Genomic DNA, 17,769 nt, shown 5'->3' on the forward strand with positions numbered 1-17,769 from the left:
TCCGCTCATCCGGTGGCGGCGATGAGGGGGCACGCCCTTCGCGGCCTAGGCTTGCGTGCATGACGCGCGCATCGCTGGACAAGCAGCCGCACGAGGTCGCCGCGATGTTCGATCGCACGGCCCGGCGCTACGACCTTGTCAACGACGTCCTCTCGCTCGGCCAGGACCGCCTGTGGCGGAAGTCCACGGCGGCGGCGATCGACGCGGGGCCGGGCGAGCTGGTCCTCGACCTCGCCGCGGGCACCGGCACCTCGACCGACGCGTTCACCGCGCTCGGGGCGCGGGCGATCGCGTGCGACTTCTCGCTCGGCATGCTCCGCACCGGCGTCGAGCGGCGCGGCGGCTCCGGCCTGTACGGCGGGGGCGTGCGGGGGGTGACGTTCGTCGCGGGCGACGCGCTGCGCCTGCCGTTCCGCGACGAGACGTTCGACGCGGTGACGATCTCCTTCGGCCTGCGCAACGTGGCCGACACCGAGCACGCGCTGCGCGAGATGCTGCGGGTGACCCGCTCGGGCGGCAGGCTGGTGATCTGCGAATTCTCCCGGCCGACGCCGAAGTCGTTCGATCTCGTCTATTCGCAGTACCTGATGAAGCTGCTGCCGCCGGTGGCCCGGATGGTCAGCTCGAACCCCGATTCGTACGAGTACCTCGCCGAGTCGATCCGGGCGTGGCCCGATCAGGAGTCGCTGGCGGGAATCATTCAGAAGGCCGGCTGGCGGAAGGTGGCCTGGCGCAACCTCACGCTCGGCATCGTGGCCCTGCATCGGGCGGTCAAAGCGTAATGAGACGTGCTTGGCCATACCCCTCTGACACTGTGCGCCGGGAAGGGGTTAGACTGCGGCGCGACAGTTTGTGAAGTTGTTCACAAAGGCACGAAGGTCTAAACCAATTCGAGGCCTTCCTTCCCTGGAACGGATAGGTCCCCCGTGAGCGAGCAAGCCCGCGTGACGCGGAGAGATGTCGACGCCGACGTCATCGTCGTCGGTGCGGGTCCCGCGGGTGCGACGACGGCTTTCCACCTCGCCCGCGCCGGTCTCGACGTGCTGCTTCTGGAGAAGACGCGCTTCCCGCGCGAGAAGGTCTGCGGTGACGGGCTGACCCCGCGCGCGGTCAAGGAACTCATCACCATGGGCGTCGACATCGACGCGCCCGGCTGGGTCAGGAACAAGGGGCTGCGCGTCTACGGCGGCGGCGTGCGCCTCGAACTCGACTGGCCCGAGCTGTCGAGCTACCCCGACTTCGGCCTCGTGCGCACCCGCGCCGACTTCGACCAGATCCTCGCCAGGCACGCCGAGCGCGCGGGGGTCCGGCTGCGCGAGGGCGTGAACGTTACAGGCCCGCTGCTCGACGAGCGCAGCGGCCACATCGTGGGCGTGACGGCCAAAACGGACGGCGAAGAGGTGTCCTACCGCTCGCGGCTCGTGGTGGCGGCCGACGGCAACTCGACCCGGCTGTCGCTCACGATGGGCCTGCACAAGCGCGAGGACCGCCCGATGGGTGTGGCGGTGCGCACCTACTACAAGAGCCCCCGGCACGACGACGACTACCTGGAGACGTGGCTCGAACTGTGGGACGGCGAGCGGCTGCTCCCCGGCTACGGCTGGATCTTCCCCGTCGGCGACGGCACCTCCAACGTCGGCCTCGGCCTGCTGAACACCAGCGACGCGTTCAAGAACATCGACTACCGCGACCTGCTGCGGCGCTGGATGAAGAACACGCCGGCGGAGTGGGGCTTCGCCGAAGAGAACATGACGGGCCCGATCAGGGGCGCCGCGCTGCCGATGGGCTTCAACCGGCAGCCGCACTACACCCGCGGGCTGGTGCTGGTGGGCGACGCCGGCGGGTCGATCAACCCGTTCAACGGCGAGGGCATCGCGTACGCCATGGAGACCGGCAGGACCGCGGCCGAGGTGATCGTCCAGGCGCTGTCCCGGCCGACGCCCGCCCAGCGTGAGCGCGTATTACTCGCCTACCCGCGTATCCTCAAAGACGCCCATGGGGGATACTTCACCCTCGGCCGCCTGTTCGTCGAGGCGATCGGGAGGCCGGGAGTGATGAGCTTCGCCACCCGGCACGGGATGCCCCATCCCACCCTGATGAGATTCGCCTTCAAGCTGCTCGCTAATCTCACAGACCGGCGGGGCGACGTCTCCGACCGCATAATCAACGCCCTGTCGAAGGTGGCTCCGCCATCATGACCGAAGCCAGCATGACGCGAACCCGCACGATGCGAACCCGCATGACTGAAGCCCGCATGACCGAGACGACGCGCACAGCGCCGCCGGCCCCGAAGACGGCCGTGCGGCCGGCCGCGCTCTCCGCCATTCTCGTGATCGCCCAAATTCACCGAGTTAGCGAGGACATGTAGCCATGGAGCTGTATGTGCCGATCGTGGTGCTCGCGGTCCTCGCGGCGGGATTCGCCGTGTTCTCCGTGGGCATTGCACCCTTCACCGGGCCGAAGCGCTGGAACCGCGCGAAACTGGACGCCTACGAGTGCGGCATCGAGCCCACTCCGCAGCCGGTCGGCGGCGGCCGCTTCCCGCTGAAGTACATGATCACCGCGATGCTGTTCATCGTGTTCGACATCGAGATCATCTTCCTCTATCCGTGGGCGGTGGCCTTCGACAAACTCGGCGTGTTCGGGCTCGTCGAGATGGTGCTGTTCATCGTCACCGTCCTCGTGGCGTACGCCTATGTGTGGCGGCGTCGCGGCCTCGATTGGGATTAGTCATGGGTCTTGAAGAGAAACTCCCGAGCGGGTTCGTCCTCACCACCGTCGAGCAGGTGGCCGGATGGGCCCGGAAGAACTCCGTCTGGCCTGCGACCTTCGGTCTCGCCTGCTGCGCCATCGAGCTGATGGCCACCGGTGGCCCGAACCACGACCTGGCCCGCTTCGGCATGGAGCGCGCGTCCGCGTCGCCGCGGCAGGCCGACCTGATGATCGTGGCCGGCCGGCTGTCGCAGAAGATGGCGCCGGTCCTCCGCCAGATCTACGACCAGATGGCCGAGCCCAAGTGGGTCATCGCGATGGGCGTGTGCGCGTCCAGCGGCGGCATGTTCAACAACTACGCCATCGTGCAGGGCGTGGACCACGTGGTGCCGGTCGACATCTACCTGCCCGGCTGCCCGCCGCGCCCGGAGATGCTGATCGACGCCATCGTGAAGCTGCACGACAAGATTCAGAACATGAAGTTCGGCGCGCACCGCGAGAAGCAGATCGAGGAGCTGGAGCTCCAGGCGCTGCGCACGCTGCCGCTGATCGACCAGGGGGCCGGGAAGTGACCACCGAGAACCTGCCCGGGCTGCCCGAGGAGCCCGTCGCCCGCAAGGGCATGTTCGGCGTCAAGGACAGCGGCGACACCTCCGGCTACAACCGCCTGGTCGTCCGCCGCGCGCCGAAGCTGTCCAGCAGCCGGCCGTACGGGTCGTACTTCGACGAGGTGGCCGACGCGCTGGAGCCGGCGTTCGCCGACGCCATCGAGCGCGTGGTCGTCGACCGCGGCGAGGTCACCTTCCACGTGCGGCGCGAGCGCCTGCCCGAGGTGATGCAGCACCTGCGCGACGACGCCGCGCTGCGGTTCGAGCTGTCGCTCGGCGTCTCGGGTGTGCACTACCCCGAGGAGACCGGCGCGGAGCTGCACGCCGTCTACCACCTGTGCTCCATCACGCACAACCGGCGCGTCCGGGTGGAGGTCTCCTGCCCCGACGCCGACCCGCACATCCCCTCCACGGTTCAGGTCTACCCCACGCACGACTGGCATGAGCGCGAGACGTACGACTTCTTCGGAATCGTCTTCGACGGCCACCCGGCGCTGACCCGGATCGAGATGCCGGACGACTGGGAGGGGCACCCGCAGCGCAAGGACTACCCGCTCGGCGGGATCCCGGTCGAGTACCGCGGCGCCGAGGTCCCCGCGCCGGACCGGAGGAGGTCGTACTCGTGAGCATCCGCGGCGACCTGCACGAGTGGACGAGCGCAGCGAGGAGAGCGTCGTGAGCACCACCGAGACCGCCACCGAGACCCAGGGCCGGATCTACGACGTCGCCGGTCAGGACTGGGACGAGCTGGTCAAGACCGTCAGCGAGTCGGCCGACGAGCGCCTGGTCGTCAACATGGGCCCGCAGCACCCGTCGACCCACGGCGTGCTCCGGCTCGTGCTGACCCTCGACGGCGAGACCGTGACCGAGGCCCGCACGGTGATCGGCTACCTGCACACCGGCATCGAGAAGAACATGGAGTATCGGACGTGGACCCAGGGGGTCACGTTCGTCACCCGCATGGACTACCTCGCGCCGATCTTCAACGAGACCGCCTACTGCATGGGCGTCGAGAAGCTTCTGGGGATCACCGACAGGATCCCGGACCGGGCGCAGGCCATCCGGGTCCTGACGATGGAGCTCACCCGGATCTCCTCGCACCTGGTCGCGATCGCGACGTACGGCCTGGAGCTGGGCGCGACCACGCCGATGCTGTTCGGCTTCCGCGAGCGCGAGATGGTGCTCGACCTGATGGAGTACATCACCGGCCTGCGGATGAACATGGCGTACGTCCGGCCGGGCGGCGTCAGCGTCGACCTGCCGGCCGGCGCGGTCGACAAGATCGGTGAGTTCCTCAAGATCATGCCGGGGCGGATCAAGGAGATGCGCAAGCTCCTCGACGCGAACCCGGTCTACACCCGGCGCACCAAGGACGTGGCCTACCTCGACCTGACCGGCTGCATGGCGCTGGGCGTCACCGGGCCGATGCTGCGCGCCGCCGGCCTGCCGTGGGACCTGCGCAAGTCGCAGCCCTACTGCGGCTACGAGACGTACGAGTTCGACGTGCCGACGCAGAACACCTGCGACGTGTACGGCCGCTACCTCGTCCGCATGGCCGAGATGGAGGAGTCCCTCAAGATCATCGAGCAGGCGCTCGACCGCCTGTCCGGCCCGCTCAAGGGCGGCCCGGTGATGATCGAGGACAAGAAGATCGGCTGGCCGTCGCAGCTCGCGCTCGGCCCCGACGGCCTCGGTAACTCGCCCGACCACATCGCCCACATCATGGGCAGCTCCATGGAGGCCCTGATCCACCACTTCAAGTTGGTGACCGAGGGCTTCCGGGTGCCGGCGGGGCAGGCGTACGCCTCGGTCGAGTCGCCGCGCGGCGAGCTCGGCGCGCACGTGGTCAGCGACGGCGGCACCCGGCCCTACCGGGTCCACTTCCGCGACCCGTCGTTCACGAACCTGCAGGCGGTGCCCGCGACGTGCGAGGGCGGCATGGTCGCCGACGTCATCTCAGCGGTCGCCTCGATCGACCCGGTCATGGGAGGTGTGGACCGATGACGTACTCGCCCGAGGTCCGCGAGCGTCTGGAGACGGACGCCAAGGAGATCATCGGCCGCTACCCCCGGCCGCGCTCGGCGCTGCTGCCGCTGCTGCACCTGGTGCAGTCGGAGGACGGCTACGTCTCCGACGACGGCCAGGAGTTCTGCGCCGAGATGCTGGGCCTGTCCAAGGCCGAGGTCGTCGGCGTGGCGACCTTCTACACGATGTACAAGCGCAAGCCGGCCGGCGAGTACAACGTCGGCGTCTGCATCAACACGCTGTGCGCGGTCATGGGCGGCGACCGGATCTGGGAAGAGCTCAGCGAGCACGTGGGCGTCGGCCACGACGAGACCACCGGGGACGGCAAGATCACGCTGGAGCGGCTGGAGTGCAACGCCGCCTGCGACTTCGCGCCGGTCATGATGGTCAACTGGGAGTTCTTCGACAACCAGACCCCGGAGTCGGCCAAGCAGCTCGTCGACGACCTGCGCGCGGGCAAGGAGGTCGCGCCCACGCGCGGCCCGGGCCGGCTGTGCACGTTCAAGGAGGCGTCCCGGGTCCTCGCCGGGCTGCCCGACGGCCTGGCCGGTGACGGCCCGTCGGCCGCCGGCCCGTCGCTGGAGGGCCTGAAGATCGCCAAGGCCAACGGCTGGGAGGCCCCCAAGGCCGAGGGGAGCGAGAAGTGACGACGCGGACGAGCGGCCCGCGCAGCGAACGAGGAGCGGTGAGCGACCGATGACAACGCTGACTCCAGTCCTCACCAGGAACTGGGACCAGGCGGACTCGTTCACCCTCGACGGGTACGGCGAGTACGCGGCAGCCAAGAAGGCCCTGGGCATGGACCCGGACGCCGTCATCCAGGCGGTGAAGGACTCCGGCCTGCGCGGCCGCGGCGGCGCGGGCTTCCCCACCGGCATGAAGTGGGGCTTCATCCCGCAGGGCGACGGCAAGGCCCACTACCTCGTGGTCAACGCCGACGAGTCCGAGCCGGGGACCTGCAAGGACATCCCGCTCATGATGGCCAACCCGCACGCGCTGGTCGAGGGCGTGATCATCGCGTCCTACGCCATCCGGGCCAACTACGCGTTCATCTACGTCCGCGGCGAGGTGCTCCACGTCATCCGCCGGGTGCAGGCCGCGGTCCGGGAGGCGTACGAGAAGGGCTACCTCGGGACGGACATCCTCGGCTCGGGCTACGACCTCGAACTCGTCGTGCACAGCGGCGCAGGCGCGTACATCTGCGGCGAGGAGACCGCGCTGCTCGACTCGCTGGAGGGCTACCGCGGCCAGCCCCGGCTCAAGCCGCCGTTCCCGGCGGTCGCCGGCCTGTACGCCTCCCCGACGGTGGTCAACAACGTCGAGTCGATCGCGAGCGTGCCGAGCATCATCGCCAACGGCGCCGACTGGTTCGCCGGGATGGGCACCGAGAAGTCCAAGGGCTTCGGCATCTTCTCGCTGTCGGGCCACGTGACCCGGCCGGGCCAGTACGAGGCCCCGCTGGGCATCACGCTGCGCGAGCTGCTCGACATGGCGGGCGGCATCCGCGAGGGCCACGAGCTGAAGTTCTGGACGCCGGGGGGCTCCTCGACGCCGATCTTCACGGCCGAGCACCTCGACGTGCCGCTCGACTTCGAGTCGGTCGGGGCCAAGGGCTCGATGCTGGGCACCCGCGCCCTGCAGATCTTCGACGAGACGACCTGCGTGGTGCGGGCCGTCCTGCGCTGGACCGAGTTCTACGCGCACGAGTCCTGCGGCAAGTGCACCCCGTGCCGTGAGGGCACCTACTGGCTCAAGCAGGTGCTCAAGCGGCTGGAGAAGGGCCAGGGGTCCGAGGAGGACCTGGCCACGATCACCGACATCGCCGACAACATCCTGGGCCGTTCGTTCTGCGCCCTCGGCGACGGCGCGACGAGCCCGATCCACTCGTCGGTGAAGCAGTTCCGCGACGAATACCTCAAGCACTTCGAGATCGGCGGCTGCCCGTTCGATCCCGCCGCTTCCACGGTGTGGGGGTCCAAGTGACAGTTCAGACGACGCAGCCGGAGCAGCCGGTCGTGGACATGGTCTCCCTGACCATCGACGGCTTCCAGATCAGCGTCCCCAAGGGCACGCTGATCATCCGGGCCGCGGAGCTGCTGGGGATCCAGATCCCCCGGTTCTGCGACCACCCGCTGCTCTCGCCGGCGGCCAACTGCCGCCAGTGCCTGGTCGACATCCCCGACGCGGGCAACGGCCGCGGCTTCCCCAAGCCGCAGCCGTCCTGCGCGATCGAGGTCGCCGAGGGCATGGTGGTCAAGACGCAGCTCACCTCGCCGGTGGCCGAGAAGGCCCAGCGCGGCGTGATGGAGATGCTGCTGCTGAACCACCCGCTCGACTGCCCGGTCTGCGACAAGGGCGGCGAGTGCCCCCTGCAGAACCAGGCCATGTCGAACGGCCAGGGCGAGAGCCGGTTCGTCGAGCAGAAGCGCACGTTCGAGAAGCCGATCCCGCTGTCGAGCGAGGTGCTGCTCGACCGCGAGCGCTGCATCCAGTGCGCGCGCTGCATCCGCTTCTCCGAGCAGATCGCCGGTGACCCGCTCATCGACTTCTTCGAGCGCGGGGCCAAGGAGCAGGTGGGCGTCGCCGACGGCGAGCCGTTCCAGTCCTACTTCTCGGGCAACACCATCCAGATCTGCCCGGTGGGCGCGCTGACCGGCGCGGCCTACCGGTTCCGCTCCCGCCCGTTCGACCTGGTCTCCACGCCGAGCGCGTGCGAGCACTGCGCGTCGGGCTGCTCGCTGCGCACCGACCACCGCCGCGGCAAGGTCACCCGCCGCCTGGCCGGTGACGACCCGCAGGTCAACGAGGAGTGGAACTGCGACAAGGGCCGCTGGGCCTTCACCTATGCCACCGCGCCCGACCGGCTGCGGTCGCCGCTGGTCCGTGACGAGAGCGGCAAGCTCGTCCCGACCTCCTGGCCGGACGCGCTGGCCGTCGCCGCCGAGGGCCTGCTGCGGGCCCGGGGCAAGGCCGGTGTGCTGGTCGGCGGGCGGCTCACCGTCGAGGACGCCTACGCGTACAGCAAGTTCGCCAGGATCGCCCTCGGCACCAACGACATCGACTTCCGGGCGCGCCCGCACTCCGAGGAGGAGACGCGGTTCCTCGCCCACGCCGTGGCCGGCAAGGGCATCGAGGTCTCCTACGCCGACCTGGAGACGGCCCCGGCCGTGCTCCTGGCCGGGTTCGAGCCCGAGGAGGAGTCGCCCATCGTCTTCCTGCGCCTGCGCAAGGCGGCGCGCAAGCGGGGCCTGAAGGTCTACTCGCTCGCGCCGTTCGCCACGCCGGGCCTGGCCAAGATGAAGGGCACGCTGATCCGCACCGCGCCCGGCGCCGAGGCCGAGGCGCTCGGCGACCTCATCGGCGGCGACCTGCTGCCCGCGGGCACGATCGTCCTCGCCGGTGAGCGGCTCGCCACCGCCCCCGGCGCCCTGTCCGCGCTCGTACGGCTCACGCAGGCCACCGGCGCCAGGCTCGCCTGGGTGCCGCGCCGGGCCGGTGAGCGCGGCGCGCTGGAGGCGGGCGCCCTGCCGGGGCTGCTGCCGATCGGCCGCCCGGCCGGCGACGAGAGCGCCCGCGCGGAGGTCGCCAGGGTCTGGGGCGTCGCCTCGCTGCCCGGGACGCCCGGCCGCGACACCGCCGGCATCATCGAGGCCGCGCTGAACGACGAGGTCGACGCGCTGGTCGTGGCGGGCGTGGACCCCTACGACCTGCCCGACCCGGCCAGGGCGCTGGCGGCGCTGGAGAACACGCCGTTCATCGTCAGCCTGGAGATCCGCGCCAGCGCGGTCACCGACCGGGCCGACGTGGTCCTGCCGGTCGCCGCGGTGGCCGAGAAGTCCGGGACGTTCGTCGACTGGGAGGGCAGGGGCCGCTCGTTCGGGGTGGCCACGGCCGTCCCGGGGCTGATGAGCGACCTGCGCGCCATCGCCTCGGTCGCCGACCAGATGGACGTCCACCTGGGCCTGCCCGACCCCGCCGCCGCCCGGCGCGAGATGGCCGCGCTCGGCGCGTGGAAGGGCACCCGCCCGGTCGCGCCGGCGGTCACCGGCCGCCCGGTCAGGGAGCCGCAGGCGGGCGAGGCCGTGCTGGCGACCTGGCATCTGCTGCTCGACGACGGCCGGATGCAGGACGGCGAGCCCTACCTCGCGGGGACCGCCCGCTCGGTCGCGGCGCTGCTGTCCGAGGCGACGGCCGCCGAGATCGGCGCGGTCGACGGCGGCAAGATCACCATCGGTGACGACGTGGTCGTCCCGGTGCGCGTCGCGGACCTGCCCGACCGTGTCGTGTGGGTGCCGTCCAACTCCGCCGGCCTGTCGGTCACGCGCGACCTGCGCGCGGTCGCCGGAGACGTCGTAACGATCGGGAGCGTCTCGTGAACAACCCCGGACCCACGCTGAGCGACTTCGGCCACGATCCACTGTGGATCACGATCATCAAGGCCGTCGCGATCTTCGTGTTCCTGATGCTGGGCGTGCTGATGGGCGTGTGGACCGAGCGCAAGCTCATCTCGCGCATGCAGCACCGCTACGGCCCCAACCGCGCAGGTAAGTTCGGCCTGCTGCAGACGGTCGCCGACGGCCTGAAGATGGGCCTCAAGGAAGACCTCATGCCGCGCACCGTGGACAAGGTGATCTACTTCCTTGCCCCGGTCATCATCGCCGTCCCGGCCTTCCTCGCCTTCTCCGTCGTGCCGTTCGGGCCGATGGTGTGGATGTTCGGCCACAAGACGCCGCTGCAGCTCACCGACCTGCCGGTCGCGGTCCTGCTGGTCCTTGCCACCGCCTCGATCGGCGTCTACGGCGTCGTGCTCGCCGGGTGGGGCTCCCGCTCGCCGTACGCCGTGCTGGGCGGTCTGCGCTCGGCCGCCCAGGTGGTGTCGTACGAGATCGCGATGGGCCTGTCGTTCGTCGCGGTGTTCCTCCAGGCGGGCACGCTGTCCACCTCGGAGATCGTGGCGAAGCAGGCGAGCGGCGGCACCTGGGACATCCTCGGACTGTCCATCCCGGCGCCGTCCTGGTACGTGGTCTCGCTGATCCCGTCCTTCCTGATCTACGCGATCACGATGCTGGGTGAGACGAACCGCGTGCCCTTCGACCTCCCCGAGGGCGAGGGCGAGCTGGTCGGCGGCTTCCACACCGAGTACTCCTCCTCGCTGAAGTTCGCGATGTTCATGCTCGCCGAGTATGTGAACGTCTTCACGGTCTCGGCGATGGCGATCACGCTGTTCTTCGGCGGCTGGCGGGCCCCGTGGCCGATCTCCCTGTGGGACGGCGCGAACTCCGGCTGGTGGCCGATGCTGTGGTTCTTCATCAAGCTGGTCATCGCCTTCGGCTTCTTCGTCTGGGTCCGCGCCTCGCTGCCGCGGGTCCGGTACGACCAGCTGATGGCCTTCGGCTGGAAGGTGCTGATCCCGCTCAACCTGGCCTGGATCCTCCTGGCCGCCACGTTCAAGGCGCTCCGGATGCCGGACAGCAACCGGGCGATCATCATGACCATCGGTGCTGTGGTCATCATCGGGGCCCTCGCGATCTGGCTGCGGTTCGACACCGTCAACCAGCGCCGCAGGGAGGCCAAGGCCGCCGCGATCGAGGAGGAGTTCGAGCAGCTGCGCGAGGAGCCGTCCGCGGGCGGGTTCCCGGTGCCGCCGCTCGACGCCCCGCATTACCACGGAGCCGTGCCCGCCGCGCGTCTCAATTCCGACGCCGCCAAGGAGGTGACCAGTGGGAGCAACTGATTGGCTGAACCCGATCAAGGGATTCGGCGTCACCTTCCACCACATGTTCAAGAAGCCGGTGACCACCAACTATCCCGAGGAGAAGCGGCCCACCGCGCCGCGTTTCCACGGGCGGCACCAGCTGAACCGGTGGCCCGACGGACTGGAGAAGTGCGTCGGCTGCGAGCTGTGCGCCTGGGCCTGCCCGGCGGACGCCATCTACGTCGAGGGCGGCGACAACACCGACGAGGAGCGTTTCTCGCCGGGTGAGAGGTACGGCCGCGTCTACCAGATCAACTACCTGCGCTGCATCCTCTGCGGGCTGTGCATCGAGGCGTGCCCCACCCGGGCGCTCACGATGACCAACGAGTACGAGCTCGCCGACTCCAGCCGCGATTCGCTGATCTACACCAAGGAGATGCTCCTCGCGCCGCTCGGACCGGGCATGGAGCAGCCGCCCCACCCGATGCGCCTCGGCGAGACCGAAGAGGACTACTACCGGTTGGGTCGAAGCAATGGGTGAGTCCATCACGTTCTGGGTGCTCGCGGTCATCTCGGTGATCGCGGCGCTCGGACTCGTCTTCAGTCGCAGGGCCGTCTACTCGGCCCTCATGCTCGGCGTCGTCATGCTCTCGCTGGCGGTGCTGTACGCGGTGCAGGACGCTCCGTTCCTGGCGGCGGTGCAGATCATCGTCTACACCGGCGCGGTCATGATGCTGTTCCTGTTCGTGCTCATGCTCGTGGGCGTGGACTCGTCGGACTCCCTCGTGGAGACGATCAGGGGACAGCGGTTCTGGGCCATCGTGGGCGGGCTCGGCTTCGCCGTCCTGCTCACGGCCGGGATCGGCAACGCGGTGGTCGGCTCCGCCAAGGGCCTGACCGCCGCCACGCAGGCGGGCAACGTGCCCTCCCTGGCCGAGCTGATCTTCACGCGCCACGTGTTCGCCTTCGAGGTCACCTCGGCGCTGCTGATCACCGCGGCGCTCGGCGCGATGGTGCTCGCGCACCGGGAGCGCGCCGAGGCCAAGCCGACCCAGAAGGACCTGTCCCGGCAGCGCTTCGTCGCCTTCGGCAGGACGGGCAAGAACCCGGCGCCGCTGCCCGGCCCCGGCACCTACGCCCGGCACAACGCCATCGACATGCCGGCGCTGCTGCCCGACGGGTCGGTCTCTCCGCTGTCGATCAACCGCTACATCGCCCGGTACGAGGAGTCCCAGGGCATCCTGTCTCCCGAGGTCGCCCGGGTGCTGGAGCAGGAGGAGGCCGCGCTGCACGCGAACGGCCACAGCACGCCCACCGTGGCCGAGGAGGCCAGGGACGGCGGCCCCGACACCGAGCCGATGCCCGACGACGGCGTCGGAGACAGTGTCGTGGCGGGCCGGGTCGTCCGCCCGCGCGGTGAGTCCCCGAGGGAGTCCCTGAGCGAGGAGGACGGCAAGTGACCACGCACTACCTGGTGCTCTCCGCGCTGCTGTTCGCCATCGGCGGCGTCGGCGTGCTCGTACGGCGCAACGCCATCGTGGTGTTCATGTGCGTCGAGCTCATGCTCAACGCCTGCAACCTGGCGTTCGTCACCTTCGCCCGGCAGAACGGCAACCTCGACGGCCAGCTCATCGCGTTCTTCGTGATGATCGTGGCCGCCGCCGAGGTGGTCATCGGCCTGGCCATCATCGTGACGATCTTCCGAACCCGCAGGTCCGCGTCGGTCGACGACGTCAGCCTGCTGAAGTACTAAGAGGTGGCCGTGGAACCCGCTGAGATCATCCAGCACTCCGGCGGAGCGATCGGAGCAGCCTGGCTCATGATCGCTCTGCCCCTGGTGGGAGCGGCGGTCCTCCTGCTTGGCGGCCGGAGGACCGACAAGTTCGGCCACCTGCTGGGCGTGCTCATGGCCGTCGCGTCCTTCGTGGTGGCGGCGCTGTCGTTCGCGCAGCTGCTCGGCTTCGCCCCCGGCGAGCGCCGCCGCGGGATCGAGCTGTACGACTTCATCCCGGGCCTCGCGAAGGTGGGCCTGCTGGTCGACCCGCTGTCGATCTCGTTCTGCCTGCTGATCACCTTCGTGGGCTCGCTGATCCACATCTACTCGATCGGCTACATGGCGCACGACCCGAACAGGCGGCGGTTCTTCGCCTACCTCAACCTGTTCGTCGCGGCCATGCTCCTGCTGGTGCTGGCCGACAACTACGTGGCCCTGTTCGTCGGCTGGGAGGGTGTCGGCCTCGCGTCCTACCTGCTGATCGGGTTCTGGCAGCACAAGCCCTCGGCGGCGACCGCGGCCAAGAAGGCGTTCATCGTCAACCGCGTCGGCGACTTCGGCCTGCTGATCGGCATTTTCACGATCTTCGCGACGTTCCACACGCTGGCCTTCAGCGACGTCCTCGGGAACGCCTCGAAGGCGTCCTCGGGCACGCTCACCGCGATCGGCCTGCTGCTGCTGGTCGGCGCCTGCGGCAAGTCGGCGCAGCTCCCGCTGCAGTCCTGGCTCCTCGACGCGATGGAGGGCCCGACCCCGGTCTCGGCCCTCATCCACGCGGCGACCATGGTCACCGCCGGCGTCTACCTGATCGTCCGGTCCGGCCCGATCTTCGAGGGCGCCGGGACCGCGCAGCTCGTGGTGACGATCGTCGGCGTCGCGACGCTGCTCGCCGGTGCGATCATCGGTACCGCCAAGGACGACATCAAGAAGGCGCTGGCCGGTTCGACGATGTCGCAGATCGGCTACATGGTGCTCGCCGCGGGCATCGGCCCGGTGGGCTACGCCTTCGCGATCGCCCACCTGATCACGCACGGCTTCTTCAAGGCCGACATGTTCCTCGGCGCGGGCTCGGTCATGCACGCCATGAACGACGAGGTCGACATGCGCAAGTACGGTGCGCTGCGCAAGGTCATGCCGGTCACGTTCGTGACGTTCCTCATCGGCTACCTGGCGATCATCGGGTTCCCGCTGCTGTCCGGTTACTTCACCAAGGACGGCATCATCGAGACCGCGATGGAGCACAACGCGATCCTCGGCTGGCTGGCCGTGCTCGGCGCGGGCATCACCGGCTTCTACATGTCGCGCCTGGTGTTCATGACGTTCTTCGGCGCCAAGCGCTGGGAGCCCACGGCCCACCCGCACGAGTCGCCCGCCGTCATGACCTGGCCGCTGATCATCCTGTCGATCGGCGCGATCGGGCTCGGTGCGTTCCTGGTGCTGGGCAACCGGTTCATGACCTTCCTCGCGCCGGCCGTCGGCGCGCCGGAGGAGATGCCGTCGTTCCACCCGTTCAGCCTCACCGGTCTGGTCACGCTCGCGCTCGTCGCGATCGGCGCGGCCTTCGCCTGGGTCAAGTACGGCAGGGCCGAGGTGCCCGCGGTGGCCCCGCGCGCCTCGTTCCTCACCACCTTCGCCCGTCGTGACCTGTACGGCGACGCCCTGAACGAGGCGCTGTTCATGCGCCCCGGCCAGTGGCTGACCCGCCTGGCCGTGTTCTTCGACAACCGCGGCGTCGACGGCCTCGTGAACGGCCTGGCCGCCGGCATCGGCGGTACGTCCGGGCGCCTGCGCAGGGTCCAGACCGGGTTCGTCCGCTCGTACGCGCTGTCGATATTCCTGGGCGCCGCCGTTCTGGCCGGTGCCTGGCTCGTCGTAGGGAACCTGTGATGCCCTGGCTTTCAACCCTGATGGGCGTGTCCGTACTCGGCGCGCTGGGCGTGACCCTTGTCCGCAACGACAAGCTCGCCAAGCAGTTCACCCTCGTGGTGTCGCTGATCGTGCTGGCGCTGACCGTCGCCATGGCGGTCCAGTTCAGCCCGAACGGCGACAAGTTCCAGTTCGCCGAGACGTACGACTGGATCCCCCAGTTCGGGGTCCACTACGGCGTCGCCGTGGACGGCATCGCCCTGGTGCTGATCCTGCTGTCGGTGATCCTCGTGCCGATCGTGGTGCTCGCCTCGTGGCACGACGCCGAGGCCGGCAAGCGCTCGGTCCGGACGTACTTCTCGCTGCTGCTCGTGCTCGAGGCCATGATGATCGGCGTCTTCGCGGCGACCGACGTCTTTCTCTTCTACGTCTTCTTCGAAGCCATGCTGATCCCGATGTACTTCATGATCGGGTCGTACGGAGGAGCGCAGCGGTCGTACGCGGCCGTGAAGTTCCTGCTGTACTCGCTGTTCGGCGGGCTTCTGATGCTGGTGGCGGTGATCGCGCTCTACACGATCGCCGGCAAGGGCACGTTCATGTTCTCCGACCTGGTCGGGACCATCCAGGACGTGACGACGCAGAAGTGGCTGTTCCTCGGCTTCTTCATCGCCTTCGCGATCAAGGCGCCGCTGTGGCCGTTCCACACCTGGCTGCCGGACGCCGCCGCACAGGCCCCGGCCGGTGCGGCCGTCCTGCTCGTCGGCGTGCTGGACAAGGTCGGCACGTACGGCATGCTGCGCTTCTGCCTTGAGCTCTTCCCTGACGCCGCGAAGTTCTTCACGCCGCTGGTCATCACGCTGTCGGTGATCGGCATCGTGTACGGCGCGATCGTGGCCATCGGGCAGACCGACATGAAGCGGCTCATCGCGTACACCTCGGTGTCGCACTTCGGCTTCATCGCGATGGGCGTGTTCGCGATGACCACCAGCGCGGGCTCGGGCGCGACGCTCTACATGGTCAATCACGGCTTCTCGACCGGCGCGCTGTTCCTGATCGCGGGCTTCCTCATCTACCGCAGGGGCTCGCACTTCATCGCCGACTACGGCGGCGTGCAGAAGGTGGCGCCGATCCTCGCCGGGACGTTCCTGGTGGCGGGTCTGTCCAGCCTCTCGCTGCCGGGTCTCAGCACGTTCGTCAGCGAGTTCATGGTGCTGACCGGCACCTACCAGCGGTACGTCGTCCCCGCGGTGATCGCCACGGTCGGCGTCATCCTCGCCGCGATCTACATCCTGTGGATGTATCAGCGGACGATGAACGGCCCGACGGCCGAGTCGGTCAAGTCGCTGCCCGACCTCAACGCCAGGGAGAAGTGGGTGGTGGCGCCGCTCGTCGCGCTGCTGCTGGTGTTCGGCTTCTATCCCAAGCCGCTGCTCGACGTGATCAACCCCGCCGTGAAGGACACGCTGTCGAGCGTCTCCGTCACGGACCCGAAGCCGGCCGTACCCGTTGCTCAGGAGGGCCAGTAGTGAACGGCACCATTCAGGCGCCGAGTATCGAGTACGCCCTGCTGGCGCCGATACTCGTCGTCTTCGGCGCGGCGATCGTCGGCGTGCTGGTGGAGGCATTCGCCCCGCGCTACCTGCGCTCGGCGATCCACCTGCCGCTCACGCTGCTGTCGCTGGCCGGCGCGTTCGCGCTGGCCGTCTGGCAGGCGATCAAGGGCGTGCCCACCAAGCCCGCCGCGATGGGCGCGGTGGCCGTGGACGGCCCGGCCCTGTTCATCTGGGGGACGATCCTGATCCTCGCCTTCGTGAGCGTGCTGCTCATCAAGGACGAGGAGCACTTCGTCGGCTCCGCGGCGGCGGTGCCCGGCTCGGCCGAGGAGGAGCAGTCGCTCGTCGAGCGGGCCGCGCACACCGAGGTCTATCCGCTGCTGCTGTTCGCGGTCGGCGGCATGCTGCTGTTCCCCGCGTCCAACGACCTGCTCGTGGCGTTCGTCGCCCTCGAGGTCATGTCGCTGCCGCTCTACCTGCTGTGCGGCCTGGCCAGGCGCCGCCGCCTGCTGTCGCAGGAGGCCGCGGTCAAGTACTTCCTGCTCGGCGCGTTCTCCTCGGCCTTCTTCCTGTACGGCACGGCCCTGCTGTACGGCTACGCAGGCTCGGTCGACCTCGCGAAGATCAACCAGGCGCTGGGCGCGGTCGGCGGCCAGGACACGCTGCTCTACATCGGCGCGGCCATGCTCGGCGTCGGCCTGCTGTTCAAGATCGGCGCCGCGCCGTTCCAGGCGTGGAAGCCGGATGTCTATCAGGGCGCGCCCACGCCCATCACCGCGCTGATGGCCTCGGGCACCCTGGTGGCCGCCTTCGGCGCGCTGCTGCGGGTGTTCTGGGTCGGTCTCGGCGGCCTCGACTGGGACTGGCGCCCGGTGCTCTACGGTGTGGCGATTCTCACGATGGTGGTCGGTGCGGTCCTCGCGATCACGCAGACCGACATCAAGCGGATGCTCGCCTACTCGTCGATCGCGCACGGCGGCTTCCTGCTCATCGGCGTCATCGCCACCGGCCACACCCAGGCGGAGAACACCTCGGCCCTGTCCGGATTGCTGTTCTACCTGGTCGCGTACGGCTTCACCACGGTGGGCGCGTTCGCCATCGTCACGATGGTGCGTGACGCGGGTGGCGAGGCGTGGCACCTGTCCCGCTGGGCCGGGCTCGGCAAGCGCTCGCCGCTGCTGGCCGGGACGTTCGCGTTCTTCCTGCTGGCCTTCGCCGGCATCCCGCTGACCAGCGGGTTCTTCGGGAAGTATGCGGTCTTCCAGGCCGCCGTCGCCAACGGCGCCACGCCGCTGGTCATCATCGGTGTGGTGGCCTCGGCCATCGCGGCGTTCTTCTACGTGCGTGTGATCGTGCTGATGTTCTTCAGCGACCCGGCCGCCGACGGTCCGTCCGTCGTGCTGCCCTCGCGGGGGACCGCGGCCGTCGTCGGCATCGCGGCATTGGCTACGGTAGTTCTCGGGGTTTACCCCCAGCCCGTGCTGGACCTCGCGCACACGGCTGCACAATCCCTGTTCGTACGATAGGAGATCTCCG

Annotated in this window: 17 protein-coding genes; all 17 read left to right on the plus strand. The window is 69.2% G+C overall.

Annotated elements, in window-relative coordinates; translation table 11 throughout:
- Positions 1-59: 59 nt before the first annotated feature.
- The 17 genes from ACIBK1_RS05595 to nuoN all read left to right on the plus strand — a co-directional run bounded on the left by ACIBK1_RS05595 (position 60) and on the right by nuoN (position 17,759).
- Positions 60-782, plus strand: a complete 723-nt coding sequence (locus tag ACIBK1_RS05595; RefSeq protein WP_030506852.1) for a demethylmenaquinone methyltransferase — start codon at positions 60-62, stop codon at positions 780-782.
- A 162-nt stretch (positions 783-944) separates the two neighbouring features.
- Positions 945-2,198, plus strand: a complete 1,254-nt coding sequence (locus tag ACIBK1_RS05600) for a geranylgeranyl reductase family protein (RefSeq protein WP_396732530.1) — start codon at positions 945-947, stop codon at positions 2,196-2,198.
- Positions 2,195-2,368 (plus strand): hypothetical protein, encoded by a 174-nt coding sequence (locus ACIBK1_RS05605; RefSeq protein ID WP_156080834.1) that lies wholly within the window; start codon positions 2,195-2,197, stop codon positions 2,366-2,368. The genes ACIBK1_RS05600 and ACIBK1_RS05605 overlap by 4 nt, the downstream gene beginning before the upstream one ends.
- A 2-nt stretch (positions 2,369-2,370) precedes the next feature.
- Positions 2,371-2,730, plus strand: coding sequence for an NADH-quinone oxidoreductase subunit A (locus ACIBK1_RS05610; protein ID WP_030506854.1), 360 nt, complete (start codon positions 2,371-2,373; stop codon positions 2,728-2,730).
- A gap of 2 nt (positions 2,731-2,732) precedes the next feature.
- On the plus strand, positions 2,733-3,284 hold the full coding sequence (locus ACIBK1_RS05615; protein WP_030506855.1) for a NuoB/complex I 20 kDa subunit family protein: 552 nt from the start codon (positions 2,733-2,735) through the stop codon (positions 3,282-3,284).
- Positions 3,281-3,946: an NADH-quinone oxidoreductase subunit C gene (locus ACIBK1_RS05620; RefSeq protein ID WP_030506856.1), complete on the plus strand. Its 666-nt coding sequence runs from the start codon at positions 3,281-3,283 to the stop codon at positions 3,944-3,946. The genes ACIBK1_RS05615 and ACIBK1_RS05620 overlap by 4 nt, the downstream gene beginning before the upstream one ends.
- A 49-nt stretch (positions 3,947-3,995) precedes the next feature.
- Positions 3,996-5,324, plus strand: coding sequence for an NADH-quinone oxidoreductase subunit D (locus tag ACIBK1_RS05625; protein WP_030506857.1), 1,329 nt, complete (start codon positions 3,996-3,998; stop codon positions 5,322-5,324).
- A complete protein-coding gene (gene nuoE, locus ACIBK1_RS05630) occupies positions 5,321-5,992 on the plus strand; it encodes an NADH-quinone oxidoreductase subunit NuoE (RefSeq protein ID WP_030506858.1) in 672 nt (223 codons plus the stop codon). Before ACIBK1_RS05625 ends, nuoE begins: the two co-directional genes overlap by 4 nt.
- Positions 5,993-6,041: 49 nt before the next feature.
- Entirely contained in the window at positions 6,042-7,328 is a 1,287-nt protein-coding gene (nuoF, locus tag ACIBK1_RS05635; protein ID WP_030506859.1) for an NADH-quinone oxidoreductase subunit NuoF, read from the plus strand.
- Between the two features lie 38 nt (positions 7,329-7,366).
- A complete protein-coding gene (locus tag ACIBK1_RS05640) occupies positions 7,367-9,721 on the plus strand; it encodes an NADH-quinone oxidoreductase subunit G (protein WP_396733151.1) in 2,355 nt (784 codons plus the stop codon).
- Positions 9,718-11,079, plus strand: a complete 1,362-nt coding sequence (gene nuoH, locus ACIBK1_RS05645) for an NADH-quinone oxidoreductase subunit NuoH (protein WP_030506861.1) — start codon at positions 9,718-9,720, stop codon at positions 11,077-11,079. Before ACIBK1_RS05640 ends, nuoH begins: the two co-directional genes overlap by 4 nt.
- Complete coding sequence (nuoI, locus tag ACIBK1_RS05650) at positions 11,066-11,581, plus strand: NADH-quinone oxidoreductase subunit NuoI (protein ID WP_396732534.1); 516 nt, start codon at positions 11,066-11,068, stop codon at positions 11,579-11,581. The genes nuoH and nuoI overlap by 14 nt, the downstream gene beginning before the upstream one ends.
- Entirely contained in the window at positions 11,574-12,500 is a 927-nt protein-coding gene (locus tag ACIBK1_RS05655) for an NADH-quinone oxidoreductase subunit J (RefSeq protein ID WP_036405554.1), read from the plus strand. The genes nuoI and ACIBK1_RS05655 overlap by 8 nt, the downstream gene beginning before the upstream one ends.
- A complete protein-coding gene (gene nuoK / locus ACIBK1_RS05660; RefSeq protein ID WP_030506864.1) occupies positions 12,497-12,793 on the plus strand; it encodes an NADH-quinone oxidoreductase subunit NuoK in 297 nt (98 codons plus the stop codon). The genes ACIBK1_RS05655 and nuoK overlap by 4 nt, the downstream gene beginning before the upstream one ends.
- Positions 12,794-12,859: 66 nt before the next feature.
- Positions 12,860-14,701 (plus strand): NADH-quinone oxidoreductase subunit L, encoded by a 1,842-nt coding sequence (gene nuoL / locus ACIBK1_RS05665; protein WP_036405611.1) that lies wholly within the window; start codon positions 12,860-12,862, stop codon positions 14,699-14,701.
- The gene (locus tag ACIBK1_RS05670; RefSeq protein WP_030506866.1) at positions 14,701-16,206 is read left to right on the plus strand and encodes an NADH-quinone oxidoreductase subunit M; all 1,506 of its coding nucleotides are present in this window, start codon (positions 14,701-14,703) and stop codon (positions 16,204-16,206) included. The genes nuoL and ACIBK1_RS05670 overlap by 1 nt, the downstream gene beginning before the upstream one ends.
- Entirely contained in the window at positions 16,206-17,759 is a 1,554-nt protein-coding gene (gene nuoN / locus ACIBK1_RS05675; protein ID WP_030506867.1) for an NADH-quinone oxidoreductase subunit NuoN, read from the plus strand. Before ACIBK1_RS05670 ends, nuoN begins: the two co-directional genes overlap by 1 nt.
- The last annotated feature ends 10 nt before the right edge of the window (positions 17,760-17,769 follow it).

The sequence above is a fragment of the Microbispora rosea genome (assembly GCF_044460045.1).
In the GTDB taxonomy this organism is placed as follows: Bacteria; Actinomycetota; Actinomycetes; order Streptosporangiales; family Streptosporangiaceae; genus Microbispora; species Microbispora rosea.